We start from the raw sequence: 26,097 nt of genomic DNA, 5'->3' as shown, positions 1-26,097 counted from the left end.
GGGCCGGGGGAGGTCAGCGGGCGAAGAGGAGGGCTCGCTTGACTTCCTGGATGGCCTTGGTGACCTCGATGCCGCGGGGGCACGCGTCGGTGCAGTTGAAGGTGGTGCGGCAGCGCCAGACACCTTCGACGTCGTTGAGGATGTCGAGACGCTCGCGGGCGCCTTCGTCGCGGCTGTCGAAGATGAAGCGGTGGGCGTTCACGATCGCGGCCGGGCCGAAGTAGCTGCCGTCGCTCCAGTACACGGGGCAGGAGGTGGTGCAGCAGGCGCACAGGATGCACTTGGTGGTGTCGTCGAAGCGGGCGCGGTCGTGCTGGGACTGGATGCGCTCGCGGGTCGGCTCGTTACCCGAGGTGATCAGGTACGGCTTCACGGCACGGAACGCGTCGAAGAACGGTTCCATGTCGACGACGAGGTCCTTCTCCACCGGCAGGCCGCGGATCGGCTCGACGGTCATGGTGAGGGTCTTGTCGCCCTTGGGCAGCATGTCCTTCATCAGGACCTTGCAGGCCAGCCGGTTCACACCGTTGATCCGCATCGCGTCGGAACCGCACACACCGTGGGCGCAGGAACGCCGGAAGGTGAGGGTGCCGTCCAGGTAGGACTTGATGTAGATCAGCACGTTGAGGAAGCGGTCGGTCGGCAGGACCGGCACCTGGAACGAATCCCAGTACGCGCCCTTGTCGTTCTCGGTGCTGAACCGGGCCACCTTCACGGTGACCATGACCGAGCCCTCGGGAACGGGCGCGGGCTTCTGCGTGGTTGGTTCTGCTACAGCAGTCATCAGTACTTACGCTCCATCGGCTCGTAGCGGGTCTGCACCACCGGCTTGAAGTCGAGGCGGATCTCGGAGATGAGTTCCGGGCCCTCCTTGTACGCCATGGTGTGCCGCATGAAGTTCACGTCGTCGCGATCCGGGTAGTCCTCGCGGGCGTGGCCGCCGCGCGATTCCTTGCGGTTGAGCGCGCCGACGACGGTGACCTCGGCCAGCTCGAGCAGGAAGCCCAGCTCGACGGCCTCGAGCAGGTCGCTGTTGTAGCGCTTGCCCTTGTCCTGCACCGTGATCCGGGTGTAGCGCTCCTTGAGCGCGTGGATATCGGTGAGGGCCTGCTTGAGGGTGTCCTCGGTGCGGAACACGGCGGCGTTCATGTCCATCGTGTACTGCAGTTCGGTGCGGATGTCGGCCACGCGCTCGTTGCCGTGGTCGGACAGGATCAGCGCCAGCCAGTCCTGCACCATCTGCGCCGGGTTCTCCGGCATCTCGACGAACTCGGTGCGCTGGGCGTACTCGGCGGCCGCGATGCCGGCGCGACGGCCGAACACGTTGATGTCGAGCAGCGAGTTGGTGCCGAGACGGTTCGCGCCGTGCACGGACACACACGCGCACTCACCGGCGGCGTAGAGGCCGGGGACCACGTCGGTGTTGTTGCGCAGCACCTCGCCACGGATGCGGGTGGGGATACCGCCCATCACGTAGTGGCAGGTCGGCATGACCGGCACGAGCTCCTTCACCGGGTCCACACCCAGGTAGGTGCGTGCGAACTCGGTGATGTCGGGCAGCTTCTCCTCGAGCACGTCCTCGCCGAGGTGGGTCACGTCGATGTAGACGTAGTCCTTGTTCGGCCCGGCGCCGCGGCCTTCCAGCACCTCGAGCACCATCGAGCGGGCGACGATGTCACGCGGCGCGAGGTCCTTGATGGTGGGGGCGTAGCGCTCCATGAAGCGCTCACCGGAGGCGTTGCGCAGGATGCCACCTTCACCACGGACAGCCTCGGAGATGAGGATGCCCAGGCCCGCGAGGCCTGTCGGGTGGAACTGGTGGAACTCCATGTCCTCGAGCGGCAGGCCCTTGCGGAACACGATCGCCATACCGTCACCGGTCAGCGTGTGCGCGTTCGAGGTGGTCTTGTACATGCGGCCCGAGCCGCCGGTGGCGAACACGATCGACTTCGCGTGGAAGACGTGGATCTCGCCGGTGGCCAGCTCGTAGGCGACGACGCCGGTGGCGACGGGGCCACGGTCGGACTCGGTCATCACCAGGTCGAGCACGTAGAACTCGTTGTAGAACTCGACGTCGTGCTTGACGCAGTTCTGGTAGAGCGTCTGCAGGATCATGTGACCGGTGCGGTCGGCGGCATAACACGCGCGACGCACGGGCGCCTTGCCGTGGTCACGGGTGTGGCCGCCGAAGCGACGCTGGTCGATCTTGCCCTCGGGCGTGCGGTTGAACGGCAGGCCCATCTTCTCCAGGTCCATGACCGCGTCGATGGCCTCCTTGGCCATGATCTCCGCGGCGTCCTGGTCGACCAGGTAGTCACCACCCTTGACGGTGTCGAAGGTGTGCCATTCCCAGTTGTCTTCTTCGACGTTGGCCAGCGCGGCGCACATGCCGCCCTGGGCCGCGCCGGTGTGGCTGCGCGTCGGGTAGAGCTTGGTCAGGACCGCGGTACGAGCCCGGGGACCGGCCTCGATCGCCGCGCGCATGCCCGCGCCACCGGCGCCGACGATGACGACGTCGTAGCGATGTTCCTGAATCGGACGGGATTCACTCATGCGAGGTGGCCTGTTCCTAACCGGTGATGTTGGGGTCGAAGGTGAAGATGACGTAGGTGCCCACGCTCATCACCAGGATCATCGAGACCACGAGGATGGTCTTGAGCCAGAACCGGGTGGAGTCCTTGCGGGAGTAGTCATCGATGACGGTGCGCAGACCGTTGCCGCCGTGCAGCTGAGCCAGCCACAGCATGGACAGGTCCCAGAACTGCCAGAACGGGCTGGACCAGCGACCGGCGACGAACGCGAAGTTCAGCCGGTTCACGCCGCCGTCGATCATCAGCATGATGAACATGTGGCCGATGACCAGCACGATCAGGAACAGGCCCGAGATGCGCATGAACAGCCATGCGTACTTCTCGAAGTTGCTGTTCGCCTTGCCGCGGGGGGCGCGGGGGGCATCGAGGCTGGCGGGGCGGTCGTAGGACTTGCCGAGGACAGGTGCAGACATATCAGTGCTCCGTCAGCAGGTAGAAGAACTGGCGGCCGACGCCCGCGGCGGAGACCAGGATCCAGATGGTCAGCACGACCCAGAGCATCTGCTTCTGGAAGCGCGGACCCTGCGACCAGAAGTCGACGAGGATGACGCGGACGCCGTTGAGCGCGTGGAACAGTACGCAGACGACGAGGCCCATCTCCATGAGCGCGACCAGCGGGTTCTTGTAGAGCTCGATGGCTTCGTCATAGGTGTTCGGGTTCACCCGAACCAGTGCCGTGTCCAGCACGTGCACGAAGAGGAAGAAGAAGATCGTGACACCGGTGATCCGGTGCAGCGCCCAGGACCACATGCCGGGGTCGCCGCGGTACAGCGTCTTCCGCTTCGGCTGGGCCGGAGCCGGAGCTTCTATCGTGGTCATAGAGTGCGGTGCCTCCAACGTCGTTGATGGACCCGGTCACAGATCCGACGCCGGCTGCGTGGAGAGGCAAATGCCCAGGTGGCTGCGCTGTATTCTCGAGCGCTGGCCCGCCGCCGGGAACCTGAACCGATCTTCGGCTGACTCTAATCCTCTCTGTTTCGCGGAACTAATTCGGCGTGCCGTGCGTTGTGCACGAATCGGCCGAGTTAGGTTTACCTTTCTCGATGCCGAATACTGGTGTCCGAGCCCTCGCGCGGACATGTTCGGCGGTATCGGCTGGAGGTTCGCGATGTCCGAAATCGACTGGAATACCTTGCGCGACATGGCAATTCGCGTAATGGGTAGCGCGTATGCCCCGTACTCGGGTTTCCCGGTCGGTGCTGCGGCTCTCACCGTGGATGGTCGAATTGTGAGCGGTTGCAATGTGGAAAATGTCTCATATGGACTAACCCTGTGTGCCGAATGCGTACTCGTCGGTAACTTATTCGGGTCGGGTGGGGGACGCCTTCTGGCGGTATCGGTGAGCGATTCCCGTGGGGAAATCCTGATGCCGTGTGGGCGGTGTAGGCAGCTGCTGTTCGAGCACGGCGGGGGCGAGCTGCTCGTCGACCATGCCGAGGGGCCCAAGACGCTGAGCGAGCTGTTGCCGTACGCGTTCGGGCCCGATGATCTGGCGGCCGGGCAGCGCTGATCGCACCGGTCGACCAGTGACCGACCCGAACGAGGGTGATCGGGTCCTGCTCCGAGCCGATGGAGGTACGGCGGAGGCTCGCTCGGCGTGCGGAGTGCCGCGGCCGATGTCGCGTGCCAGACTGGCCGCATGACGGCACTGGACGCGGTATCGATCATTCGGGGCAAACGGGATGGCGGCGAGCTGTCGGACGAACAGATCGACTGGGTGGTCGACGGGTTCACCCGGGGAATCGTGGCCGACGAACAGATGTCGGCCCTGGCGATGGCCATCTTGCTGCGTGGCATGAACCGGCGCGAGATCGCGCGGTGGACGGCGGCGATGATCGGTTCGGGGAGCCGGATGAACTTCACCGACCTGCCGCGGCCCACCGTCGACAAGCATTCGACCGGTGGCGTCGGCGACAAGATCACCCTGCCGTTGGCGCCCCTGGTGGCGGCCTGTGGTGCGGCGGTGCCGCAGCTGTCGGGGCGCGGCCTCGGGCACACCGGCGGCACCCTGGACAAACTCGAGTCGATCCCCGGCTGGCAGGCCGACATCACCGTGCCCCGCATGCGTGAGATCCTCGCCGACCCCGAGATCGGCGCGGTGATCTGCGCGGCGGGCGCCGACCTCGCCCCCGCCGACAAGCGGCTGTACGCGCTGCGCGATGTGACCGGGACGGTCGAGTCGATTCCGCTGATCGCGAGCTCGATCATGAGCAAGAAAATCGCCGAAGGGACCGCGGCGCTGGTGCTCGACGTGAAAGTCGGGACCGGGGCGTTCCTGAAGACCCTCGACGAGGCGCGCGAGCTGGCCGCCGTGATGGTCGAACTCGGGCGAGATGCCGGCGTGAAGACGGTCGCGTTGCTGACCGCGATGGACACCCCGCTCGGCCGGACCGCAGGCAACGCGCTCGAGGTCGCGGAATCGGTCGAGGTGCTGGCCGGAGGTGGGCCCGCCGATGTGGTCGAGCTGACGCTCGCCCTGGCACGCGAGATGGTGGCCCAGGCCGGGCTGCATGTCGACCCGGCCGAGGTGCTCGCCGACGGTCGGGCGATGGATCACTGGCGGACGATGATCCAGGCACAGGGCGGCGACCCCGATGCCCCGCTGCCGACCGCGCGGCACACCGAGACGGTGAGGGCCGAGACGGCCGGGGTGTTGACGCGGCTCGACGCGATGGGCGTGGGTTTGGCCGCCTGGCGGCTCGGTGCCGGGCGTGCGCGGCAAGGCGAGCAGGTCCAGGCGGGCGCGGGTGTCGAGATGCACGCCAAGCCCGGCGATTCGGTGGCGATCGGCCAGCCCTTGTTCACCCTGCACACGGACACGCCCCAGGCGTTCGCGGGAGCGTTGGAGGCGCTCGAGGATGCCGTGGGGATCGAACTCACCCCGGCGAGCAAGCCGGGCGAGCTTGTGCTGGGACGTATCGACTGAGGTAATAGTCGTGGCCGCGCGGCCATGATCGGGAGGTTCGCTGTGTCGGTGGTCGGGGCGGGAGGCCGCGGCAACGGGAGGCGGACGGCGGCGGTCGCGCGAGTGCTCGCCTTCATCTCGGCGCTGATCGCGTTCGCGATCGCCGGGCTGATGATCTTCGACGCCGTCAGGGTGGTGAACGAGCCGATCGAACCGGATCAGGTGGACTTCCGGCTCGTCACGGGCGTGATGCTGGTGATCATGGCCGCGATCGTCGCTCCGGTCGGCGTGCTGAACCTGATCGGTGCCCGCCTGCTCGGCCGCCGAAAGCCGCGCGGACGGACGTTGGTACTCACCGGGTCGTTGCTGGGCGCCGTGGTGGCATTCATGGTCGGCGCCGACGCGCCGGTGGTGGCTTGGGTGTCGGTGATCGTGCTGTTCATTGTCACGGCGGTTGCGGCTGCGCTACCTGGGACCAAACGCTGGGTCCAATGCGCGCCATCGCCGAGTGAGTCGGTGCTCGGGCAGGTGGGTTGAGGGAGCGGCTGAGGGGATTGCGCCCAAGTTGTACTGGCTGTGTTTTTGGAGCGCTGGCGCGCTCGAGCGCGGCCCCTGAGGGGCCGCGCGAACAGCGCTCGAGACTTGCGCTTCGCGCGTGCGCTTCGAGCGCTGTTCGCGCGGCCGGGCCGCTACGCCGCTTCGCGGCGGACCCTCCTCGAGGTCGGGTCGTGCGGGGCTGGGAGTGCGGTCATGGCGTACTCGAGTAGCGCCGTGCGGCGGAAGGGGGAGTGGTGGACTCGAGTGGGCGGTGGGTTGGTGGGTGTCCTCGGGGAACTGGGCTGCCGGGATCGGTGGGTCCAGCTAACGTTTGGATATGACTGGACCGGCGCCCCTCGACCTTGCTTCGATCCGACGTGCACCCAAAGCCCTGCTGCATGACCACCTCGATGGTGGTCTGCGGCCGGAGACGGTGCTAGAGCTCGCCGCCGAGTGCGGCTACGACCAACTACCCGCGCAGGATGCCGAGAGTTTGGGCGCGTGGTTTCGCGACGCCGCCGACAGCGGGTCGCTCGAGCTGTACCTCGAGACGTTCGCCCATACCGTCGCGGTGATGCAGACACCGGAGGGATTGCGGCGGGTGGCTCGCGAATGTGCCATCGATCTGGCCGCCGACGGGGTGGTCTACGCCGAGGTGCGGTTCGCACCCGAGCAGCATCTGGAGAAGGGGCTCACGCTCGACGAGGTGGTCGAGCACACCCTTGCCGGATTCCGGGAGGGGGAGGCGATCGCGGCGGAGCAGGGCAACATCATCCGGGTGACATGTCTGCTCACCGCCATGCGGCATGCCGCGCGCTCGCGGGAGATCGCGGAGCTCACGGTGCGCTTCCGCGACAGCGGGGTCGGTGGGTTCGACATCGCGGGGGCCGAGGCCGGGTTCCCGCCCACCCGGCACCTGGACGCCTTCGAATATCTGCGAGTCAACCACGCGCACTTCACGATTCACGCGGGGGAGGCGTTCGGATTGCCGTCGATCCACGAGGCGCTCGCCTTCTGTGGCTGCGACCGTCTCGGGCACGGCGTGCGCATCACCGACGACATCAGCGTGCCGGGCGACATCGAGGAGGCCCAGCTCGGGATCGTCGCCAACTACGTGCGTGACATGCGGGTGCCGCTGGAACTGTGCCCGTCGTCGAACGTGCAGACCGGTGCGGTGCCCTCGCTCGACAAGCACCCCTTCGACCTGCTCGCCCGGCTGCGATTCCGGGTCACCGTCAACACCGACAACCGGCTGATGAGCGACACCACCATGAGCCAGGAGATGCTCAAACTGGTGGAAACCTTCGGCTACGGCTGGAGCGACCTCGAACGCTTCACCATCAACGCCATGAAGTCGGCGTTCATCCCGTTCCCCGATCGCCTGAAGATCATCGACGAGATCATCAAACCGCGCTACGCGGTCCTGGTCGGATGACGAAGAAGGGTGGCACCTCGTCGGTGCCACCCTTCTCGTCTTGCTACTCGCTGACCAGCCGTGCTTCGAACGTGCGTTGCAGTTCGCGGAACTGCTGGGCCTCGGCCGTGAACGGCGGGTTCGGGGCCAACCGGTTGGGGTCCGGGTTGAGCAGGTAGGAGACATACCAACCCAGCGGGTTCGACGCGGCAAGCGCCTGTTCCACGCTGTCGTCGTCGGCGTAATCGGCTGCGTCGGTGAACAATTCGACAGCCAGGTCGAGCTGTTCGATGTCGACGGCCTCCGGTCCCTCGGCCAGGTCCTCCACGAGGCCGGTGAGTACGTACACGTTCTCGTCGCTCACCTCCACCTCGAGTGAACCGTCGACCGCGGCGGTCTGCACGTCACCGAAGGTCGACACCCGGGCCAGCTCGTGCTCGTGGTCGTCGGCCAGGTAGCGGGCAAGCGCGCGCTCGGAACCGAACACCGTGATGGTGCGGCCGTTGCCGAGGAAGATCGGCTCGTCGTCGAGGTAGCAGCGCAGGGTGAAGTGCTCACCGTCGGAGGTGACGATCTTGACCGGGTCGATGCCGACCTCGTGCCAGAACGTCTCGTCCTCGTCGTCGGCGGTGAGGTCGACGCTTTCGAACTCCTCGTCCTCCTCGACCACGTCGTCGGCGTCGACCACGTTCTCCTCCGCGGCCAGCAGTTCGGCCTCGGCGACCTCGACCGCCGCGGCATCCACCTCGGGGGTGGTGACGATGCTGTCGATCGCGTCGAGCACGTCGTCCCAGCCCTTGACGATGGCGGCACCGACCTGGTCCCACAGCTCCTCGCCGTCGCGCCCGGTGAAGGTACCGACGCCGTTGGCCAGCACGCCGAGCACCGGGTTGTCGTCGAAGAACGCCGTCACCACGTCGAGCTCGCACACGTCGCCGATGTTGCGAACCATCGCCAAGGTGTCCTCGAGCTCGCCGACCACCTCACCGTCGGGTTCGCCCGCGGCCAGCTCGGGCACGGAGACCAGGTCGAAGGTGAAGTTTTCCTCCGGCTCCAGTTCGGCGGCCGACAGGCCGGCGACCACCGCCCACGACGGATGCTCGACGAGGTCGTTGTCGGTGTCGGTGCGGATGAACGCGGCCAACTCCGCAACGGACTCGAAACCGTAGAGGTCGTCCTCGTGTCCGAGGAACGCCATGTACTCGTCGTCACCGTCGCGCCAGCGCGGTGCCCACAGGGTGACGAGATCGCCATCGGTCAGACCGAGCTCGATCGGGACGATGTCTCCAGAAGCCATGACGCGAAGCCTATCGAGCTTCAGCGCCGCGCACTATCCGGCCCGGGTGCTAATTCCCCCGGCGGGTGTGCAGTGCCGCCGGTGAGCGATTCGTTCAGTGTCGCAATGATGTTGGAGCGCGCTTCGCCCGCGGTCTCGGTGGCCTGCCTGCACGCCGACAGGATCAGCTGCGCGGCCTCCGCCGGCGGCAGGGCGGTGATGCCCTCGTCCAGGCGCAGATCGACCAGCGCGCCGTCGCTGTTCACCTCGGCGGTGACCAGCCCGTCGTCGGTGGTGAACTTGCCGTTGACCTGCTTCAACCCGTACAGCGCCGCCTCGAGTGCCTCGAGTTTCTCGGTCACGCCCGCGACCAGGGCGTCCATTTCCGCGCTCACAGGGGCCTCATCCAGCTCGTCTGACCGGTGTCGGCGTCGTCGATGCGGTCGAGTTCGTCGACGGCCTGACGCCGGGTCGGCAGGTTCATCTTGTCGAGCAGGGCATCGGGGATGCCTGCCTGCTCGCTGTACACCTCGCGCAGGCGCGCGGCGGCCGCGATGGTCGAACGCCTGGTCAGGCGAAGGATCTCATCGGCGAGCGCCTGCGCACCGTACTGGTATTCGCTGCGCTCGAACTTGAGCGCGATCGGCAGCCCCATGCTGGTCGCCCGCACCGAGATGGTGCCCGACCGGTTGGTGCTGACCGCGGTTTCCACATTGGGAACCTCGGGGATCGGGGTTTCGCTCATGAGGTAGGCCTGTAGAAGCCGTAGAACTCCATGCCACTGTTCTCCGTTCGGATCGAACTGATCGAGACCGGGTCGCCCGCCTCGACGAGCTGCCCGTTGCCGACGACCATGGCGACGTGGCCGTCCCATACGGCCAGGTCACCGGGCATCAGGTCACCGGGTGACACCTGTGGGTGTCCGATGTGCTGTTCCTGGGCGAGGCGGGGCAGTTCCACCCCGGCCTCGCCGTAGGCGTATTTGGTGAGCCCGCTGCAGTCGATGCCCGAGCCCGGGTCGTTGCCGCCCCACACGTACGGGGTGCCGACCGCGCCGATGGCCGAGCGCACGGCCGTGGCGGCCTCTTCGTTGGGCGCTTCGACCACGCTGCCGTCGGGCAGGGTGACTTTGACGCCGGTGCCGGTGGAGCCCGTGGACGACCCGGTGGGGGTCGAGGTCTTGCCGTTGTTGGTCGAGTTGCCTGTGCTCGTCCCGCCCGAACTGCTCGAGTCGCCGCCGCCCATGGCCGTCGACAGGCCCGACGACACCGCGCTCAGCATCGAACCGCCCGCGCTCGTCGCGGTGGACAGCAGCGTGGAGGCGGCCGAAGTCGACAGGTTGGCGGTGTTGGCCAGCGGAGTGCTCGACGGTGCCGGGGTGAGTTCCTTGATGGCGGCGGTCTGGGTGCCGAGTTCGTCCTGCACCCGCCCGACCACGCCCATGCCCTGGCCGATGTGGTCGATCGCCGAGGCGACGACGGCGGTGAGGCCCGCCGGGGTGGCCAGGACCGGGCTGAGCGCGGAGACCTCGGTGAGGAAGGAATTGACGATCCCGTCGAGTTCCTTCTGCCCGGTCTGCACATACGCGGCGGCTTGGTCGACCACGGTGGCCATCTCGTTGCCGGTGTCGGACAGGGTGGCCGAGGAGGTTTGCACGCGCAGCGCCTTCGAGGTGACCGCGTCGACGGCCAGACCGTCCCAGGCGGTGTTCACGGCGTTGATGCCGGTGCGGCCGAGCTGATAGATCTGGTCGATCTCGGCGGAGGTGCTGCGCAGGCCGTCGGACGCGCCGCCGGTGCCGAGGACACCGCTACCGAAGCTGGACAGCAGGTCGTACAGGGGTTGAGCCAGTCCGCTGAGGTCGATCATGCGAGTTCGCCCGCTGCCGATTCGATGGCGGCGGCATTGCCCGTGTCGGTGTCGACGAGGGTGGTCGCGGCGCCGGCCGTTGCGGTGCCCATGCTGGCCATCACGGCCGAGAGTTGGGCGATCGCGGCGACGTGACCGGCCTGGGCGGCGGCGTAGGCGGTGACGAAATCGCCGCCGATGAGTCCCATCACCGGACCGAGCAGAGCCGGGTTCGATGCCACCGATGCGGCCGCCGCCGTGGCGAATTCGGTGGACATGGTTCCGGCGGTCGCACTATAGGCGACGATGCCCTCGGCATCAGCCGACATCTTTACCATCGAACTTCCCCCAATCCTCGAGTTCCCGGGCAGAGTACGTCATTCACATGATTCGACGCACCGGCTCCGCGTTCGGTTCCCTGTTCCGCGAAATTTCCCCAGCGGACGCACCGGAAGCGCGTGGGTGACCCTATCGTTTTTTCATGCGCACCGACACCGTCGACCATCCGCTCGCCGCCACTCTGCTGAGCACGATGCGAGACGCCCGCACCGACAACGCCACCTTCCGCAACGCATTGGCCGACCTCACGGGCATTTTGATGTACGAGGCCCTGCGTGACGCGCCCGTCGTCCGCGAACCGATCAACACGCCGGTCGCCGTCACCGACGGTGTCCGCCTGGCCGCCCCACCGCTGCTCGTCCCGGTCCTGCGTGCGGGTCTCGGCATGGTCTACGCCGCCGCCGACCTCGTGCCACAGGCCCGCGTCGGTTTCGTCGGCATCGCCCGCGACGAGGAAACCCACCAGCCCGTCCCGTACCTGGAATCCCTGCCGACCGACCTGACCGACCTCCCCGTCTTCGTCCTCGACCCCATGCTCGCCACCGGCGGCTCGATGATCCACACCCTGGAACTCCTCGTCGCCCGCGGCGCCACCGACATCACCGCCGTCTGCGTCGTAGCCGCCCCCGAAGGCGTTGCCGCCCTGTCCGACTCGGGCCTGCCCGTCCGCCTCGTCACCGCCGTCGTCGACGAGAAACTCAACGAACACGCCTACATCGTCCCCGGCCTCGGCGACGCGGGCGACCGCCAATTCGGCCCCCGCTGAAACCGAGTGTCAAGGAAGCTCGAGCGCTCGGCAGAAGTCGGCCAGGTCACCGAGTCTTGCTGTGGCGGCAGCGCGGGCCTTCGGTAGGTCGGCGCTGTCCGCGACCGGGGCGAAGACCTCCAGGTAGCACTTCAATTTCGGTTCGGTGCCCGAAGGGCGGACGACGATACGGAAGTCGTCGGCCTCGAAGATCAGTGCGTCCGTGCGCATTCGGCCGCGGACCTGGGCCTGATCGGTGAATTTCACCGGTGTGCCCGCGATCTCGACGGGCGGGTTCGTGCGAAGAGCCGCCGCGAGGGTGGTGGCTGCCGCTTGGTCGGGCAGACGCAGCGATACCTGACCGCCGACGTGGAGGCCGAATTCGACCGCATAGGAATCGAGTTCGTCGAGGAGAGTGCGGTCCTGCGTCTTCAGCAGGGCGACCAGATCGGCGGCGGCCACCGCGGCGGAGATGCCGTCCTTGTCGCGCACCGTCGACGGGTCTACGCAGTGGCCGATGGCTTCCTCGTAGGCGTACACCAGTCCGTCGCCTGCCCTGGCCAGCCATTTGAAGCCGGTGAGGGTCTCGGCATAACGAGCTGAACGGGCGGCCGCCAGCTTCGAGAGCAGGCGCGAGGAAACGATTGTCGTGGCGACGAGCGGGTCCTCGGAAGCGGTGCGCAGCACGTAATCGGCGAGCAGCACACCGGTTTCGTCGCCGCGCAGCATGCGCCAGCCGTTCGGTCCCGGCACGCCGACGGCACACCGGTCGGCGTCGGGATCCAGGGCGATCGCCACGTCGGCGTCCACCCGCTCGGCCAGCGCGAGCAGCAGATCGGCCGCTCCCGGCTCCTCGGGGTTGGGGAAGGCGACGGTGGGGAAGTCGGGGTCGGGGGCGAACTGTTCGTCGACCACGTGCACGTCGGTGAAGCCCGCGGCGTGCAGCGCCCGCACGGCGAGGTCACCGCCCACACCGTGCATGGCAGTCAGGGCGATCCGCACCTCGGCCCGCGCCCCAGGACCGCCCAGCACACCGGGCAGTTCGGCGACCCGCGCCAGGTACCGGTCGACCAGTTCGGCCCCGGACGGTGAAACAGGCTCCCGCTCAACCGGTTCGACAACCTTCTCGATGTACTGCTCGATCTCGGTATCGGCCGGTGCGATGAGCTGCGAGCCACCGTCGAGATACACCTTGTACCCGTTGTCGGCGGGGGGATTGTGCGAGGCGGTGATCTGCACGCCCGCCACCGCACCCAGCTCACGCACCGCGAACGCCACCACCGGCGTCGGCACGGGCTCGGGCAAGAGGGTCACGGGAAAGCCCGCGGCCGTGAAGATCTCGGCGGTCGCGGTCGCGAATTCGGCGGAACCGTGCCGGGCGTCGCGCCCGACCACCACCGCACCGCCACCGAGACACCGCGCCCGCAACCAGTCGGCCAGGCCGGCGGTCGCCCGCGACACGGTGGTCACGTTCATCCCGTCCGGTCCCTCGCGCAACGGGCCACGCAGGCCCGCGGTCCCGAAGCGCAGCATCTACACCCGCTCCAGGATGCCGCGCAGCAGCTTGCCGAGCCGGGGCGCGGCGGCCTGCCCCTCGGCCAGCACCTCGGCATGCGAGAGATGCTCACCGGTGACCCCGGCGGCCAAGTTGGTGACCAGCGAGATGCCGAGCACGCGCGCCCCACGCGAACGCGCCTCGATCGCCTCGAGCACTGTCGACATGCCGACCAGGTCGGCGCCGAGAGTGGCGAGCATGCGGATCTCGGCGGGCGTCTCGTACTGTGGCCCGAGCAGCCCGGCGTACACGCCTTCACCGAGCGAGGGGTCGAGTTCCTTTGCCAGCGTGCGCAATTCGGGGTCCCAGGCGTCGACCAGGTCGACGAATCGCGCCCCTTCCAGCGGGGTGCGCGCGGTGAGGTTCAGGTGGTCGGCGATAAGAACCGGCTCGCCCACCCGCAGCCCGCCTCTGATCCCGCCCGCGGCGTTGGTGAGCAGCACGATCTCCGCACCGGCCGCGATCGCCGCCGACACCGGGTGCACCACCTGCTGGGGCGTGTAGCCCTCGTACAGGTGCTGACGGCCCATCAGCAGCAGCACATTGTTGTCGTTGACGGTGACCGAGTGCACCATCCCGCCGTGTCCCTGCGCGCTCGGTCTGCCGAAGCCGGGCAGCTCAGGCATGGCGATCGAGGCATGCGGCGCGCCGATCTCGGCCGCGGCCTGCTGCCACCCCGATCCGAGCACCACGGCCACGCGATGACGCGGCACTCCCGTACGTTCGGCGATAGCCTCGGCGGCCTTCTCGGCAAGCATGTTGGATAGCTTATGTCCCTGGAGCGCTTCGCGGCGATCCCTCCTCGAGGTCGGGATGTGCGGGGCTGGGGAGGTGTCTACCCGCGAGTAGGAGGGTGTTCCGGCGCGGACTATTCTCCCTGCATGCCGTATTTGGAGCGCTCTGGTGAAGTTTTCGTCCTGTACCTCGGTGACGAGGGGCAGACCGACAACGAGAACCGTTTCTCGCCGGACTGGATCGACGCCTTCCACGCCGAACTCGACAATGTCGAGGCCTCCGAGGGTGCCGCGGCGCTGGTCACCGTCGCGACCGGCAAGTTCTACAGCAACGGCCTCGACACCGATTGGGTGTTCGCCAACCTGGACAAGATCCACGGTTACCTCGACCGCGTGCACACGCTGTACACCCGCCTGCTGACCTTCCCGATGCCGACCGTCGCCGCGATCAACGGTCACGCCTTCGGTGCCGGCGCCATGCTCGCCTCCGCGCACGACTTCCGGGTGATGCGCGGCGACCGCGGCTTCTGGTCGCTGCCCGAGGTGCACCTCGGCATGCCCTTCACCATCGGCATGAACGCGCTGCTGCAGGGCCGTCTCAGCAACCAGGTGTGTGTGCAGGCGATGACCACCGGTCACCGCTTCGGCGCCGACGAGGCGATCGCCGCGGGCATCGTCGACGCGAAGGCCGACGCCGACCAGGTGCTGCCCACCGCCGTCGCCCGTGCCGCCGCGCTCACCAGCCTGCGCAAGCCGATCACCCCGATCATCAAGACCTCGCTGCACGCGGAGACCCTCGCCGCGCTCGCCACGCCGGTGACCCCGGAGAACCTGCCCTTCGGCAACTGAGGTCCTTCGCCGGTGCGCCCGGGCGCAGCACTGATGCGAGACTGAGTGCATGGCACCCTCGCGTACCGGCGAATTCTCGGCGACCGCAGCCGATACCGCGATCCTCGCGGCCTCGGACGAGCTGATCGGGCTGTCGCACGCCATTCACGCCGAACCCGAACTGGCCTTCGACGAGACCCGAAGCGTCGCCAAGGTTCTCGCCCCGCTACGCGCCCGCGGCTTCGAGATCACCACCGGAATCGCCGGGCTGCCCACGGCCTTTCGCGCCGTCTACGGCAGCGGCCCGCTCACGGTCGGCATCTGTGCCGAATACGACGCGCTGCCCGAGATCGGGCACGCCTGCGGGCACAACATCATCGCCGCGTCCTCGACCGGCGCGGCGCTCGGCCTGGCCGAGGTGGCCGATCAGCTCGGCCTCACCGTCGTCGTGCTCGGCACGCCCGCCGAGGAGAGCGGCGGCGGCAAAGTTCTCATGCTCGAGGCGGGCGCCTTCGACGACATCGCGATGGCGATGATGGTGCACCCCGGCCCGGCCGACATCGTCGGCGCCCGATCGCTGGCGCTGGCCGACCTCGCCGTCACGTTCCACGGCCGCGAGGCGCACGCGAGCGCCGCCCCGGAACTCGGCCTCAACGCCGGCGACGCGATCACCGTCACCCAGGTTGCTCTCGGCTTGCTGCGCCAGCATCTGCGGCCCGGCCAGCAGCTGCACGGTATAGTGTCCGACGGTGGTGTAGCCCCCAACATCGTGCCCGGACGTGCGGAGTTGCTGTACTACCTTCGCGCTGCCGACGCCGCGTCCCTGGACGACCTGATGCGCCGGGCGAAGGCATGCTTCGCGGCGGGCGCCCTGGCGACCGGCTGCACCCACGACATACGGACGCTCGCGCCCACCTATACCGAGCTCACCCCCGACCCGGTTCTCATCGCTGCCTACCGCGCGCAGATCACCGGTTTGGGACGGGTGCCGATCGCGCCCGAGCTCGAGGTGCTGCGACCGCTCGGGAGCACCGACATGGGCAACGTCACCAACGTGATCCCCGGCATCCATCCGGTGATCGGCATCGACGCCGGTGGCGCGGTGACCCACCAACCGGACTTCGCGGCGGCCGCGGTGAACGCCTCGGCGGATCAGGCCGTGATCGACGGTGCGCTCGCGCTCGCGCGTACCGCTGTCGCGATCGCGCGCGATGAAGTACACAGGGACAGGTTGTTGCAACGTCTGATCGAACGACAGGAGGACATTCGGTGAGTATTTCCGGCCATTCGGGCACCGCACGCGCAGGCGCTGACGCTCTATCGATGGGTGTTGCCACCCCGTCGGTGATGCGTGAGCCCACGGTGTTCCCGACCCGGCCGGTCGCCGAACCAACCATGATGTCGGGAACCGAGATCGTCGACGCATGGCTGGCCGAACACACCGGTGACCTGGTGCAATGGCGCAGGCACATCCACGCCAACCCCGAGTTGTCGCGGGCGGAGTTCGCCACCACCGAGTTCGTCTCCGGCTGGCTCACCAAGGCGGGCCTGACCTGGGAGGTGCTGCCCGGGGGCACCGGCCTGATCTGTGATCTCGGACCGTCCGACGGACCGCGCATCGCCCTGCGCGCCGACATGGACGCCCTGCCGATGCAGGAATTCACCGGCCTGAGCTTCGCCTCGACCGTGCCCGGTGTGTCCCACGCCTGCGGCCACGACGCGCACACCACGGTGCTGCTCGGGACCGCGCTCGCGCTGGCCGAGGCCGAACACACCCTGCCGGTCGGCGTGCGGTTGATCTTCCAGCCCGCCGAGGAAGTGATGCCCGGCGGCGCGCTCGACGTGGTCGCGGCAGGCGGGATGAACGGTGTGGACCGGATCTTCGCGCTGCACTGCGACCCGCGACTGGAAGTGGGCAAGGTCGGGCTGCGGACCGGGGCGATCACCTCGGCGGCCGACACCGTCGAACTCGTGCTCGACTCACCCGGCGGGCATACGTCGCGGCCGCACCTCACCAGCGACCTGGTGTACGCCATCGGCACCGTCATCACCGGGCTGCCCGGGCTGCTGAGCAGGCGGGTCGATCCGCGCACCAGCACCGTGATGGTGTGGGGCGCGGTGAGTGCGGGCAAGGCACCCAACGCCATCCCGCAGACCGGCATGCTCACCGGAACCGTCCGCACCGGCGACCACCCCACGTGGTTGCTGCTCGAGCCGCTGGTCCGCGAGATCGTCGACAGCCTGCTCGCGCCGACCGGGGTGCGCTACCAGCTCAACTACAAGCGCGGCGTACCCCCGGTGGTCAACGACGCGGCCTCGACCCTGATGTTCGAGAACGCCGTCCTGGCGATCGGACCCGACGCGCTGGCCGACACCCCCCAATCGGGCGGCGGCGAGGACTTCTCCTGGTACCTGGAACACGCGCCGGGCGCGATGGCGCGGCTCGGCGTGTGGTCGGGCACCGGCGAGCAACTCGACCTGCATCAGCCGACGTTCGATATCGACGAACGCGCGCTTGCCGTCGGCGTGCGGACACTGACGAATATCGTGCTGCAGGCCTGAGGGGGCGGCGGGGAGTGCGGAAGGTGGCGCACTCCCCGTTGTTCGGGGGGTCGGCTCAGGCCGAGCCCGGACCCACATTCTTGCTGTTGCGGGTGCGCAAGGCGTGCACGTAGTCCTCGGGTGCGCCCGCCTTCTCGGCGGCATCGGCGATGACACCCAGATAACGCGCCGACGGCAGCCCGCCCTCGTACGCGTCGAGCACGTACAACCAGGCCAGCCGCGACTCGCCCTGGGTGCCGGTGACCCGCAGCCGGATCTTCTTGTGGATGCCGAAGTCGGAGCCCTCCCAGCGGTCGAGGCGTTCCTCGTCCTCCGGGGACACGTCGTAGAGGACGACGAACACCCGGGAGCCCGGATCTTCGACGACGGTGGCCAACGGCCCTTCCCAGCCGATGTCGTCACCGGCGAAGGTCAGGCGCCAACCTTCCAGCCACCCGGTCCCGGACATGGGCGAATGCGGGCAGCGTTCCAGCATCTGCGTGGAGTCCATGTTGGACCCGTAAGCGGCATAGATCGGCACCTGAGGAACTGTAGCCAATAAACCGCGCGGAATTCCTGTCTCCCACCCAGATCGGCTCACGGTCACACTCGGCGGTGACGGCGAACACGCCGAACGTTGTTCACCGAGCCGACCCGGTCGCGTCACGGCGCACCTGAAATGATGGGGCGACAGCGCGGGCGGCCCTCACAAGGGGCGATGCCCGATCAGGCGAGCACAGGAGCGTGACTGGTGGCACGGATTGCGATCATCGGCGGTGGACCGGCGGGTTACGAGGCGGCTCTGGTGGCCGCCCAGCACGGGGCCTCGGTGACCCTTGTCGATGCCGACGGCATCGGCGGCGCCTGTGTGCTGTGGGATTGCGTTCCGTCGAAGACCTTCATCGCCTCCACCGGTCTGCGTACCGATCTGCGCCGCGCCCGCGACCTCGGCATCACCCTGGACGCGAGCCAGGCGAAGGTGAACCTGCCCGAGGTGAACGGCCGCGTGAAGGCGCTCGCCCTCGCCCAGTCCTCCGACATCCGCGCCAAACTGCAGGCCGCAGGCGTGCAGCTGCTGGCCGGGCGCGGTGAATTGGTCGGTCCCGCAGCCGGTTTGGCGCATCGTGTGCGTGCCACCATGGCCGACGGCAGCACCGAGGAATTCGAGGCCGAGGTGGTGCTCATCGCCACCGGCGCCAGCCCGCGGGTACTGCGCGGCGCCGAACCCGACGGTGAGCGAATCCTCACCTGGCGCCAGCTCTACGACCTCCCGGAACTGCCGGAGACCCTGGTGGTGGTCGGATCCGGTGTCACCGGTGCCGAATTCGTCTCCGCCTACACCGAGATGGGTGTGCGGGTGAAGCTGGTGTCCAGCCGCGACCGCGTGCTGCCCGGCGAGGACGCCGACGCTGCCCTCGTACTCGAGGAAGCCCTCGCCGAACGCGGTGTGGAACTGGTCAAGCACGCCCGCGCCGACGCCGTCGAGCGCACGGCCGACGGCATCGTGGTGAAGCTGTCCGACGGGCGCACCGTCACCGGTACCCACGCCCTGATGACCGTCGGCTCCACCCCGAACACCGCCGACCTCGGTCTCGACCGGGTCGGAATCGAACTCGACAACGGCTACCTACGTGTCGACCGCGTGTCGCGCACCTCGGTGCCGAGCATCTACGCGGCGGGCGACTGCACCGGCCTGCTCCCGCTCGCCTCGGTGGCCGCGATGCAGGGCCGGATCGCGATGTACCACGCGCTCGGCGAGGGTGTGAGCCCCATCCGGCTCAAGACTGTCGCCTCGGCGGTGTTCACCCGCCCGGAGATCGCGACCGTCGGGGTGAGCCAGACCGCCATCGACAACGGCGAGGTGCCCGCGCGCACGGTCATGCTGCCGCTCAACACGAATCCGCGCGCGAAGATGTCGGGGCTGCGCCGGGGTTTCGTCAAGATCTTCTGCCGCCCCGCCACCGGTGTGGTGATCGGCGGTGTGGTCGTCGCCCCCATCGCCTCGGAGCTGATCCTGCCGATCGCGCTCGCGGTGCAGAACAACCTCACCGTCACCGACCTCGCGCAGACCTTCTCGGTGTACCCGTCGCTCACCGGATCGGTCACCGAAGCCGGTCGTTTGCTGATGCGCCACGACGACCTGGACTGAGCCCCCACGCCCGATATCCGAAAGCTACTGCCGCGTTGCCTGTCTCGCGCTCATATGGTTGACTCACGGCCGAGGCGCGTTCGAATATGAGCGCGTGGTGGATTGTGGGGGATTCCCTCCGGGAAAGGGATTAGCGAAAAGTGAAGCATCGTAAGCCGAGTCGGGCGCAGCGAGCGATGGCAAGCACGTCGTTGCCCCTGGCCGCCGCCGCGGCCGTGGCGACCCTCCTCGCGGCTCCGGCCGGCGCGGTCCCCAGCGACCAGCCGACCACACCCGCGACTCCGGCTCCTGCGCAGCCGGGCACAGAGACCCCGAGCCAGCAGCCGGGAGAGACGCCGGAGACGGTCACTCCCGAGGAGAAGCAGCCGGAGACCCCGGAGAACGTGAAGCCGGGCGAGTCCAAGCCCACGCCGGCGCAGCCGGGTGTCACCACCCCCGCGCCGGAGGAGCCGGAGCAGGCCAAGCCGACGCCGAGCCAGCCGGGCGTCACCACCACCCCGCGTACCGCGCCGCTGCCGGTGCCGGGTCAGGCCGGTCAGGGCAACCCCGCCCAGCCCGCCGTGAACAACCCGGAGAAGCCGGAAGAGGCCAAGCCGGGCCAGCAGGGCGGCACCCCCGCCCAGCAGACGCCCGCGCAGCCCTCGCAGAACCAGCCCGCCGCACCGCAGGCGCAGGGCGGTGCCGCCGAAGACGGCCCCGAGACCCTGGTGCAGGAGCCGCAGGAAGCGCAGGAGCCCGCCTGGCAGGCGCCGCGCCTGGCCAACGCGCCCGCCGCGCCGGTCGTCGAGATGGCAGGCCCGCACCAGGAAGTCGGCGTCACCGTCGACGGCGGCTCGCTGCTGCCGGGTGTGCTGGCCAACACCCACCACTACAACAACGCTTCCGGTTACGTCGGCACCATCGGCTACCGCACGCCGGGTGGCGGCTTCGGTGACGCCGGTGTGGCGGTCGAGTACGTCGGCGAGAACTCGGTGAAGGTCACCACCTTCAACGGTGGCGACGGCCGCCCCGACAACACCATGGTCACCGTTCTCGACACCACCCAGGCCAACCTGGCCAAGGCGGCGGTCGAGAACTGGATCAAGGCTCAGCCGGGCGGTGCCGCCGCGATGGAACAGGCCGCGAAGGCTACACTTCCGGTGCCGGGGGAGCTGCTGCAGACGATCAACGTCGCGGGTGTCACCACTCAGTGGGGTGGCTCGCTCCAGTACTGACACGCAGTACGTCGTGTGGGGCGGTCGGATGGCGACCGCCCCACACGTGTGTCCTGGGGAAAGGATGGGACTGTGGCCACCGAGGATGACGAGAACGAGCGCGGCCGTAACCGGCCCGCGAGTGAATTCGGTCCTCCCGTAGGCGATTTCGGGCCGCCGGTCGACGACGCCGGTTTCGGTGGACCGCTCGCCGTGCCGCCGCCCGCTCCGCCGGGACCGCTGCCGGAGGTCGGTTGGCGACCCGCGCAGGCAGGGTCCGCGCCCGCGCCCGGGCCGTTCGGTGCGCCGGTGGGTGCGCCGATGCCGCCGGCCGGACCCGTTCCGCCCGCCGCTCCTGGTCCTGTGCCTCCCGCCGGGAGCGTCCCGCCGAATGGAACTGTTCCGCCGAATGGGCCTGTTCCGCCGCGCGGGTCCGATCCTGTTGTGCCACCGCGTCGTTCGGCTCCTACATCGGTCTTCGGCGATGCCGTGTCGACGCCGCCGCCCACGAGTCCGCCTGCGCCGCCACGTTCTTCGGCGCCGACCTCCGTTTTCGGTGGGGCCACACCGCCGCCCACGAATCCTGTTGCGCCGCCGCGTCGTTCGCCGTTCGGCGATGCTGTCGCGACACCGCCGCCCGCACGACCCGCCCCGCCCGCCGACCCGACGGTGCGTTTCGGTGCCGACGCTCCCGCTGCCGGTAGCTCGGTGTTCGGTGATTCGGTGCCGGTGACTTCCGGGCAGGAAGAGACCGAGGTCATCCGGCGCAACTCCGCGCCGCGCCAGCAGCGGGTCACCGAGCCGGAACGCGCCCCCGAACCGCCGCACGCACCGGCCAAGGACAACGACGCCGAGGACCGGGCCTGGTGGAACAGCCCCGACGACGACGGCGGCGTCCCCAAGCCGCCCGAACCCGGCCTGTCCTGGGCCGACGACCCCATCGCCCGCAGGCTCGCCCCGAAGACGCCGGCCGCGCCGGTCGTCGAGAAGTCCGAGCCCGACAACCGGATGCGCTGGATCATCGGCGGTGTGGTGGCCGCGGTCCTGCTCGTCGTCGCGCTGGTGCTGACCATCGGGCTGGTCAAGCGTGGCGGTGGCGAGGATCCCGGGCCCACCGCGGCGCCGGTCACCTCCGCCGCGGGTGCCGAATGCCGGACGATCGCCGACGAGGGTCTCACCGTCGGCAACGGCCCGGGCGACACGTCCTCGGGCGCCCGGGCGATCCTCGGCTTCCAGTACGCCTTCTATGTCGAACGCTCCGGTACGCGGGTGCGTGAGTTCGTCGCGCCCGACGGGGTGACCATCTCGCCCGCCGATGTCATCCAGAAGGCGATCGACGATCAGATCCCGAGGGGTACCACGCACTGTGTGAAGGTGCGCGAGACCGGCGTCGGCGTCTATGACGTGGAGCTGCGTGAGTGGCATCCCGACCGTACGTCGGTGGTCTACAAGCAGGAGATCGTCACCACGTTGACCGACGGGAAGTGGCAGGTCAAGTCCATTACCGCCCTCCCGTAGTCCCATTATCTGGGACAACAATTTCATATTCTGGTGAATGCTGTGCGATCGTTGGTCATCGCGTCCCCTGGCGTTCCCGGAGGTTTCCATGTCGCTGACCAGTCCAGCATTGGCGGGCAAGCTCGCCGGTTTGCAGAGTTCGGCGATCAGGGACCTGCTCAAGCTCACCGCGCGGCCGGAGATCATCAGCCTTGCCGGTGGTCTGCCCGATGCGGCACTGATGCCTGGCGAGCGGATCGCCGCCGCGGCTGAGGCGGCACTGCGTGATCCGGCCGTGCTGCAGTACACAGAGTCGCCCGGCTGGCCCGCACTGCGTGCGGTGATCGCCGAGCGCGAGTCCGCCAAGATCGGCCGGTCGGTGCCGGTCGGCGAGGTGTTCATCACCCATGGTTCGCAGCAGGCGTTGTCGCTGCTGGCCGAGGTGCTGCTCGATCCCGGCGCGTTGGTCGTGGTGGAGGACCCGGCGTATGTCGGTGCGCTGCAGGTGTTCCGGGCGGCCGGTGCGCGCATCGTCGCCGTGCCGCTCGACGCCGACGGGCTACGTGTCGACGTGCTGGAGGAACTGCTGGTCGCCGGTGAGCGTCCGGCCGTCGTCCACACCGTCGCCAACTTCCACAACCCCGGTGGGGTCACCCTCGCGCCCGAGCGCCGTCGTCGCCTGGCGGAACTCGCTGAGGCACACGGCTTCTGGGTGATCGAAGACGATCCCTACGGCGAACTCTGGTTCGACGAGCCCGCCCCGGCGCCGGTCGCCTCCTACTCACCCCAGGTGATCCGCCTGTCCAGCGTATCCAAGATCCTGGCCCCCGCCCTGCGCGTCGGCTGGCTGATCGCCCCCGAAAAGGTCTGTCGCGCGGTCGAACTCCTCAAGCAGGGCGCCGACCTGTGCGGCTCGGCCCTCACCCACCAGATCACCACCGACCTGCTCGCCGACACCGACTGGCTCACCACCCACGTCGACACCATCCGCGCCGCCTACGGCACCCGCGCCCGCGCCCTCGTCACCGCCCTGCGCACCACTTTCGCCGACCGCGTCCACTGCACCGACCCGACCGGCGGCATGTTCATCTGGGCCGACTTCACCGACGGCACGAACGCCTCAACCCTCCTCCCCGCCGCCCTGGAAGCAGGCGTCGCCTACGTCCCCGGCGCCGCCTTCGCCGTCACCGACGCCTACCAGGCCTCCATGCGCCTCTGCTTCACCACCTCCGACGAACCCACCCTCACCGAAGCGATCAACCGCCTGGCAAAAGCAGCCACGACCAGCGTCGGCTGAAGCCGTGTTCGAAATGCGAGCACGAAGATCAGCGTTTTGCGATTGCGCTGCTCAGTAGGTGCTTTTGCGGTCGGCTCTACGGCGACACCGTCGAGCCGAAGCCCGCGTCGGTGCGGTATCGCGACTGGGTCGAGTTGGTGAGCGAGTTCGTCTGTGCTGAAACCGAATCCGACAGCAGGCCGCTCGTGCTGTTCGGTGCGAGTATCGGTGGGATGCTCGCGTACGAGGCGGCGGCGCGGACCGGGCGGGTCGCGCATGTGATGGCGACTTGCCTGCTCGATCCCGGTGACCCGGCCGCCCGTAGGGCAGCCGCTCGCTGGAAGGTGTTGGGCGCGTTGCCGCGCGGTGTGCTCTCGGGAGCGGGGCGGGTAGCGGGCGGTGTGCGCGTGCCGGTCCGGTGGATGGTGGATATGGAGAACATGAGTCTGGACCGGGAACTGTCGCGGCACTGTGGCAACGACCCGAGAGGCGGCCGGGCCGTCCACTGCCCGTTCATCCCTCGGGCAGCAACTGCCGCGCCAGTACCAGCAGCGCATCCGCATCGACGGTGTGCCGCGTCATGACGCGATGCACCTGGGTGTCGACGGCGTGGACCAGGGTCCGAGCGGTGAGCTGCGGATCGGCTCCGCCGCGCCCGCATCGCCGCAGATGGAACTCCACCTCGGCGACGAGGTAGTCCTCGAAGGCCCGCACCGCCTCCCATTCCGCGGGCAGCCGCAACGCGACGCGGTGCATGAGGGCGTGCAGGGCAGGCCGGTCGCGATGCAGGTCGGCGACGGCCGTCACGATCGTACGCAGCGTCTCGTCGAAGGGTGGCTCCTCGGACCGCAACCGCGCGAACACCTCGCCGAGTCCCGTCCCGGCAGCGAGGAAGTGGCGCTCGGCCAAGGCGCGCAGCATCGCCGTCTTGTTCGGAAAGTACTGGTACAGCGTGCCGATCGAGACGCCTGCCCGCTCGGCGATCCGGTTGGTCGTTGCCGCCGCACCCTCGCGGGAGAACACCTGGGCGGCGGCCTCGAGCAGCGTTTCCACGGTCTCGCGCGCCCGGCGTTGACGAGGCAGTTTGCGGGGGCGGTCGTCCATGTTCAGGACCAGTTGTAGGTGCGTTCCACGGCCTTGTTCCATTCCGAACAGCGTTGGGTGCGTTCGGATTCGGTCATGTCGGGGGTCCAGGTGTGGTCGGCGATCCAGTTGTCGCGCAGGTCGTCGAGGTTGGACCAGTAGCCGACGGCCAGGCCCGCGGCGTAGGCGGCGCCGAGGGCGGTGGTTTCGCGGACCACCGGGCGGACCACGGGGACGTCGAGGATGTCGGCCTGGAATTGCATGAGCAGGTCGTTGCCGGTCATGCCGCCGTCGACCTTGAGGGTGGTCAGTTCCAGGTCGAGGTGCTGGGCGGCGGCGTCGGCGCGCATGGCGTCGACCACCTCGCGGGTCTGGAATGCGGTGGATTCCAGTGCGGCCCTTGCCAGATGGGCCTTGGTGACGAAGCGGGTGAGGCCCGCGATGACGCCTCGGGCGTCGGGCCGCCAGCGCGGGGCGAACAGGCCGGAGAAGGCGGGGACGAAGTAGGCGCCGCCGTTGTCGGGGACCGTGCGGGCCAGGGTTTCCACTTCGGCGGCGGAGGAGATGATGCCGAGGTTGTCGCGCAACCACTGCACCAGCGAACCGGTGACCGCGATGGACCCTTCCAGCGCGTAGACAGCGGGGGTGTCACCGATCTGGTAGCAGGCGGTGGTGAGCAACCCGTGCTTGCTGAACACCGGCGTCATCCCGGTATTGAGCAGCATGAAATTGCCTGTGCCGTAGGTGTTCTTGGCCTCGCCGGGCGACAGGCACGCCTGCCCGAAGGTGGCGGCCTGCTGGTCGCCGAGAATGCCCGCCACGGGCGCGCCGGCGAAGGGCCCGGCGGTGATCTCCGCGTACACCTCCGAGGAACTGCGGATCTCGGGCAGCATCGACATCGGCACGTCGAATTCCGCGCAGATCTGCGAATCCCATTGCAACGTGCGCAGATCCATCAGCATCGTGCGCGAGGCATTGGTGACGTCGGTGCGGTGCTCACCGGTGAGATTCCACAGCACCCAGGTATCCATCGTGCCGAAACACAGGTCACCCGCCTGCGCCTTCTCCCGTGCGCCCTCGACATTGTCGAGGATCCAGCGCAGTTTCGGACCGGCGAAATAGGTCGACAGCGGCAGCCCGGTGCGGTCGGCGTACCGCGACGGTCCCTGCTCGCCACCGAGCTCGGTGCACAGCTGATCGGTGCGGGTGTCCTGCCAGACGATGGCGTTGTACACCGGTTCGCCGGTGGTCCGGTCCCACACGACGGTGGTCTCGCGCTGGTTGGTGATGCCGATGGCGGCCAGGTCGCCCGCCGAGCAGCCACTGTTGCCCAGCGCGGCGCCGAGCACCCATTCCGTATTGCGCCACACCTCGACCGGATCGTGCTCCACCCAGCCGGGCTTGGGAAAGATCTGCCGATGTTCGCGTTGCGCGGTCCCGACGATCCGGCCCTGCCGGTCGAAGACGATGCACCTACTCGAAGTCGTGCCCTGATCGATGGCAGCCACATAGCGACGCATTCAGGCAGGCTACCCAACCGCGCGGTCGTCGTAGCAAGCTTTGTCGCCGACGACGAGCGGGAATCG

At 68.5% G+C, this 26,097-nt stretch carries 27 protein-coding genes; 12 read left to right on the top strand and 15 right to left on the bottom strand.

The features are described from left to right. Positions 1 to 13: 13 nt before the first annotated feature. Genes HYG95_RS09260 through sdhC form a run of 4 tightly spaced genes read right to left on the bottom strand, consistent with a single transcriptional unit; the run spans position 14 to position 3,410 of the window. Positions 14 to 784, bottom strand: a complete 771-nt coding sequence (locus HYG95_RS09260; RefSeq protein WP_067490793.1) for a succinate dehydrogenase iron-sulfur subunit — start codon at positions 782 to 784, stop codon at positions 14 to 16. Next, complete coding sequence (gene sdhA, locus HYG95_RS09255; protein WP_220139230.1) at positions 784 to 2,553, bottom strand: succinate dehydrogenase flavoprotein subunit; 1,770 nt, start codon at positions 2,551 to 2,553, stop codon at positions 784 to 786. The genes HYG95_RS09260 and sdhA overlap by 1 nt, the downstream gene beginning before the upstream one ends. Before the next feature lie 16 nt (positions 2,554 to 2,569). Then, complete coding sequence (locus HYG95_RS09250) at positions 2,570 to 3,004, bottom strand: succinate dehydrogenase hydrophobic membrane anchor subunit (protein WP_181697572.1); 435 nt, start codon at positions 3,002 to 3,004, stop codon at positions 2,570 to 2,572. 1 nt (position 3,005) lies between these two features. Further along, entirely contained in the window at positions 3,006 to 3,410 is a 405-nt protein-coding gene (sdhC, locus tag HYG95_RS09245; RefSeq protein WP_181697571.1) for a succinate dehydrogenase, cytochrome b556 subunit, read from the bottom strand. A 289-nt stretch (positions 3,411 to 3,699) separates the two neighbouring features. Here sdhC and HYG95_RS09240 point away from each other — a divergent pair, with 289 nt between their 5' ends. The 4 genes from HYG95_RS09240 (at position 3,700) to HYG95_RS09225 (ending at position 7,468) form a co-directional block, all read left to right on the top strand. Then, positions 3,700 to 4,101 carry a cytidine deaminase gene (locus HYG95_RS09240; protein WP_181697570.1) on the top strand — a complete coding sequence of 134 codons (402 nt, stop codon included), beginning with the start codon at positions 3,700 to 3,702 and terminating at the stop codon, positions 4,099 to 4,101. Positions 4,102 to 4,230: 129 nt separating this feature from the next. Continuing rightward, the gene (locus HYG95_RS09235) at positions 4,231 to 5,517 is read left to right on the top strand and encodes a thymidine phosphorylase (protein ID WP_181697569.1); all 1,287 of its coding nucleotides are present in this window, start codon (positions 4,231 to 4,233) and stop codon (positions 5,515 to 5,517) included. Between the two features lie 42 nt (positions 5,518 to 5,559). Next, on the top strand, positions 5,560 to 6,033 hold the full coding sequence (locus HYG95_RS09230) for a hypothetical protein (RefSeq protein ID WP_220139229.1): 474 nt from the start codon (positions 5,560 to 5,562) through the stop codon (positions 6,031 to 6,033). Between the two features lie 337 nt (positions 6,034 to 6,370). Then, on the top strand, positions 6,371 to 7,468 hold the full coding sequence (locus HYG95_RS09225; RefSeq protein WP_181697567.1) for an adenosine deaminase: 1,098 nt from the start codon (positions 6,371 to 6,373) through the stop codon (positions 7,466 to 7,468). A gap of 43 nt (positions 7,469 to 7,511) precedes the next feature. On the opposite strand, the gene HYG95_RS09220 is transcribed toward HYG95_RS09225, so the two are convergent. From HYG95_RS09220 to HYG95_RS09200, 5 genes are read right to left on the bottom strand one after another with little or no spacing between them, the layout of a single operon-like run. Continuing rightward, positions 7,512 to 8,744, bottom strand: coding sequence for a primosomal protein (locus tag HYG95_RS09220; RefSeq protein WP_181697566.1), 1,233 nt, complete (start codon positions 8,742 to 8,744; stop codon positions 7,512 to 7,514). A gap of 20 nt (positions 8,745 to 8,764) precedes the next feature. Continuing rightward, positions 8,765 to 9,118: a YbaB/EbfC family nucleoid-associated protein gene (locus HYG95_RS09215; RefSeq protein ID WP_181697565.1), complete on the bottom strand. Its 354-nt coding sequence runs from the start codon at positions 9,116 to 9,118 to the stop codon at positions 8,765 to 8,767. Continuing rightward, positions 9,115 to 9,468, bottom strand: coding sequence for a hypothetical protein (locus tag HYG95_RS09210; protein WP_067490779.1), 354 nt, complete (start codon positions 9,466 to 9,468; stop codon positions 9,115 to 9,117). Before HYG95_RS09210 ends, HYG95_RS09215 begins: the two co-directional genes overlap by 4 nt. After that, the gene (locus HYG95_RS09205; protein WP_067490777.1) at positions 9,465 to 10,592 is read right to left on the bottom strand and encodes a C40 family peptidase; all 1,128 of its coding nucleotides are present in this window, start codon (positions 10,590 to 10,592) and stop codon (positions 9,465 to 9,467) included. Before HYG95_RS09205 ends, HYG95_RS09210 begins: the two co-directional genes overlap by 4 nt. Continuing rightward, positions 10,589 to 10,909: a hypothetical protein gene (locus tag HYG95_RS09200; protein ID WP_067490775.1), complete on the bottom strand. Its 321-nt coding sequence runs from the start codon at positions 10,907 to 10,909 to the stop codon at positions 10,589 to 10,591. The genes HYG95_RS09205 and HYG95_RS09200 overlap by 4 nt, the downstream gene beginning before the upstream one ends. A 143-nt stretch (positions 10,910 to 11,052) precedes the next feature. Between HYG95_RS09200 and upp the strand changes: the two genes are divergently transcribed. Beyond that, entirely contained in the window at positions 11,053 to 11,676 is a 624-nt protein-coding gene (upp, locus tag HYG95_RS09195) for a uracil phosphoribosyltransferase (protein ID WP_067641384.1), read from the top strand. Positions 11,677 to 11,685: 9 nt separating this feature from the next. Here the strand turns inward: upp and HYG95_RS09190 are convergent, their stop codons facing one another. Both HYG95_RS09190 and HYG95_RS09185 read right to left on the bottom strand, forming a co-directional pair. Then, positions 11,686 to 13,188, bottom strand: a complete 1,503-nt coding sequence (locus HYG95_RS09190) for a phospho-sugar mutase (protein ID WP_181697564.1) — start codon at positions 13,186 to 13,188, stop codon at positions 11,686 to 11,688. After that, entirely contained in the window at positions 13,189 to 13,968 is a 780-nt protein-coding gene (locus HYG95_RS09185) for a purine-nucleoside phosphorylase (protein WP_181697563.1), read from the bottom strand. 123 nt (positions 13,969 to 14,091) lie between these two features. On the opposite strand from HYG95_RS09185, the gene HYG95_RS09180 reads away from it, so the two are divergent. The 3 genes from HYG95_RS09180 (at position 14,092) to HYG95_RS09170 (ending at position 17,334) form a co-directional block, all read left to right on the top strand. Further along, on the top strand, positions 14,092 to 14,793 hold the full coding sequence (locus HYG95_RS09180; RefSeq protein WP_181697562.1) for an enoyl-CoA hydratase/isomerase family protein: 702 nt from the start codon (positions 14,092 to 14,094) through the stop codon (positions 14,791 to 14,793). A 49-nt stretch (positions 14,794 to 14,842) separates the two neighbouring features. Beyond that, positions 14,843 to 16,045 carry a M20 family metallopeptidase gene (locus tag HYG95_RS09175; protein ID WP_181697561.1) on the top strand — a complete coding sequence of 401 codons (1,203 nt, stop codon included), beginning with the start codon at positions 14,843 to 14,845 and terminating at the stop codon, positions 16,043 to 16,045. Positions 16,046 to 16,170: 125 nt separating this feature from the next. Beyond that, entirely contained in the window at positions 16,171 to 17,334 is a 1,164-nt protein-coding gene (locus HYG95_RS09170; protein WP_067490766.1) for a M20 family metallopeptidase, read from the top strand. A gap of 55 nt (positions 17,335 to 17,389) precedes the next feature. Here HYG95_RS09170 and HYG95_RS09165 read toward each other — a convergent pair whose 3' ends face one another. Next, on the bottom strand, positions 17,390 to 17,854 hold the full coding sequence (locus HYG95_RS09165) for a gamma-glutamylcyclotransferase (RefSeq protein ID WP_067490738.1): 465 nt from the start codon (positions 17,852 to 17,854) through the stop codon (positions 17,390 to 17,392). A gap of 210 nt (positions 17,855 to 18,064) precedes the next feature. On the opposite strand from HYG95_RS09165, the gene HYG95_RS09160 reads away from it, so the two are divergent. The 4 genes from HYG95_RS09160 to HYG95_RS09145 all read left to right on the top strand — a co-directional run bounded on the left by HYG95_RS09160 (position 18,065) and on the right by HYG95_RS09145 (position 23,449). Further along, positions 18,065 to 19,462: an NAD(P)H-quinone dehydrogenase gene (locus HYG95_RS09160; protein WP_181697560.1), complete on the top strand. Its 1,398-nt coding sequence runs from the start codon at positions 18,065 to 18,067 to the stop codon at positions 19,460 to 19,462. A gap of 176 nt (positions 19,463 to 19,638) precedes the next feature. After that, positions 19,639 to 20,676: a hypothetical protein gene (locus HYG95_RS09155; RefSeq protein WP_220139228.1), complete on the top strand. Its 1,038-nt coding sequence runs from the start codon at positions 19,639 to 19,641 to the stop codon at positions 20,674 to 20,676. A 702-nt stretch (positions 20,677 to 21,378) separates the two neighbouring features. Beyond that, positions 21,379 to 22,173, top strand: a complete 795-nt coding sequence (locus HYG95_RS09150) for a hypothetical protein (RefSeq protein ID WP_181697559.1) — start codon at positions 21,379 to 21,381, stop codon at positions 22,171 to 22,173. Positions 22,174 to 22,261: 88 nt separating this feature from the next. Beyond that, positions 22,262 to 23,449 (top strand): PLP-dependent aminotransferase family protein, encoded by a 1,188-nt coding sequence (locus tag HYG95_RS09145; RefSeq protein WP_181697558.1) that lies wholly within the window; start codon positions 22,262 to 22,264, stop codon positions 23,447 to 23,449. Between the two features lie 76 nt (positions 23,450 to 23,525). On the opposite strand, the gene HYG95_RS25135 is transcribed toward HYG95_RS09145, so the two are convergent. From HYG95_RS25135 to glpK, 3 genes are all read right to left on the bottom strand, one after another. Next, complete coding sequence (locus tag HYG95_RS25135; RefSeq protein ID WP_181697557.1) at positions 23,526 to 23,870, bottom strand: hypothetical protein; 345 nt, start codon at positions 23,868 to 23,870, stop codon at positions 23,526 to 23,528. A gap of 71 nt (positions 23,871 to 23,941) precedes the next feature. After that, positions 23,942 to 24,532: a TetR/AcrR family transcriptional regulator gene (locus HYG95_RS09135; protein WP_181697556.1), complete on the bottom strand. Its 591-nt coding sequence runs from the start codon at positions 24,530 to 24,532 to the stop codon at positions 23,942 to 23,944. Positions 24,533 to 24,534: 2 nt separating this feature from the next. Continuing rightward, the gene (gene glpK, locus HYG95_RS09130; protein WP_181697555.1) at positions 24,535 to 26,031 is read right to left on the bottom strand and encodes a glycerol kinase GlpK; all 1,497 of its coding nucleotides are present in this window, start codon (positions 26,029 to 26,031) and stop codon (positions 24,535 to 24,537) included. Between the last annotated feature and the right edge of the window lie 66 nt (positions 26,032 to 26,097).

It is taken from the genome of Nocardia sp. GTS18, from assembly GCF_013839555.1.
GTDB lineage: Bacteria > Actinomycetota > Actinomycetes > Mycobacteriales > Mycobacteriaceae > Nocardia > Nocardia rosealba.
This window is presented reverse-complemented; position numbering and strand designations above follow the sequence as displayed.

Bases quoted from the DNA above. Each gene is read 5' to 3' on its own strand.
- HYG95_RS09260 (WP_067490793.1), bottom strand. From the start codon at position 784: ATGACTGCTGTAGCAGAACCAACCACGCAGAAGCCCGCGCCCGTTCCC.
- sdhA (WP_220139230.1), bottom strand. From the start codon at position 2,553: ATGAGTGAATCCCGTCCGATTCAGGAACATCGCTACGACGTCGTCATC.
- HYG95_RS09250 (WP_181697572.1), bottom strand. From the start codon at position 3,004: ATGTCTGCACCTGTCCTCGGCAAGTCCTACGACCGCCCCGCCAGCCTC.
- sdhC (WP_181697571.1), bottom strand. From the start codon at position 3,410: ATGACCACGATAGAAGCTCCGGCTCCGGCCCAGCCGAAGCGGAAGACG.
- HYG95_RS09240 (WP_181697570.1), top strand. From the start codon at position 3,700: ATGTCCGAAATCGACTGGAATACCTTGCGCGACATGGCAATTCGCGTA.
- HYG95_RS09235 (WP_181697569.1), top strand. From the start codon at position 4,231: ATGACGGCACTGGACGCGGTATCGATCATTCGGGGCAAACGGGATGGC.
- HYG95_RS09225 (WP_181697567.1), top strand. From the start codon at position 6,371: ATGACTGGACCGGCGCCCCTCGACCTTGCTTCGATCCGACGTGCACCC.
- HYG95_RS09220 (WP_181697566.1), bottom strand. From the start codon at position 8,744: ATGGCTTCTGGAGACATCGTCCCGATCGAGCTCGGTCTGACCGATGGC.
- HYG95_RS09210 (WP_067490779.1), bottom strand. From the start codon at position 9,468: ATGAGCGAAACCCCGATCCCCGAGGTTCCCAATGTGGAAACCGCGGTC.
- HYG95_RS09205 (WP_067490777.1), bottom strand. From the start codon at position 10,592: ATGATCGACCTCAGCGGACTGGCTCAACCCCTGTACGACCTGCTGTCC.
- HYG95_RS09200 (WP_067490775.1), bottom strand. From the start codon at position 10,909: ATGGTAAAGATGTCGGCTGATGCCGAGGGCATCGTCGCCTATAGTGCG.
- upp (WP_067641384.1), top strand. From the start codon at position 11,053: ATGCGCACCGACACCGTCGACCATCCGCTCGCCGCCACTCTGCTGAGC.
- HYG95_RS09190 (WP_181697564.1), bottom strand. From the start codon at position 13,188: ATGCTGCGCTTCGGGACCGCGGGCCTGCGTGGCCCGTTGCGCGAGGGA.
- HYG95_RS09185 (WP_181697563.1), bottom strand. From the start codon at position 13,968: ATGCTTGCCGAGAAGGCCGCCGAGGCTATCGCCGAACGTACGGGAGTG.
- HYG95_RS09180 (WP_181697562.1), top strand. From the start codon at position 14,092: ATGCCGTATTTGGAGCGCTCTGGTGAAGTTTTCGTCCTGTACCTCGGT.
- HYG95_RS09175 (WP_181697561.1), top strand. From the start codon at position 14,843: ATGGCACCCTCGCGTACCGGCGAATTCTCGGCGACCGCAGCCGATACC.
- HYG95_RS09170 (WP_067490766.1), top strand. From the start codon at position 16,171: ATGTCGGGAACCGAGATCGTCGACGCATGGCTGGCCGAACACACCGGT.
- HYG95_RS09155 (WP_220139228.1), top strand. From the start codon at position 19,639: ATGGCAAGCACGTCGTTGCCCCTGGCCGCCGCCGCGGCCGTGGCGACC.
- HYG95_RS09145 (WP_181697558.1), top strand. From the start codon at position 22,262: ATGTCGCTGACCAGTCCAGCATTGGCGGGCAAGCTCGCCGGTTTGCAG.
- HYG95_RS25135 (WP_181697557.1), bottom strand. From the start codon at position 23,870: ATGTTCTCCATATCCACCATCCACCGGACCGGCACGCGCACACCGCCC.
- HYG95_RS09135 (WP_181697556.1), bottom strand. From the start codon at position 24,532: ATGGACGACCGCCCCCGCAAACTGCCTCGTCAACGCCGGGCGCGCGAG.
- glpK (WP_181697555.1), bottom strand. From the start codon at position 26,031: ATGCGTCGCTATGTGGCTGCCATCGATCAGGGCACGACTTCGAGTAGG.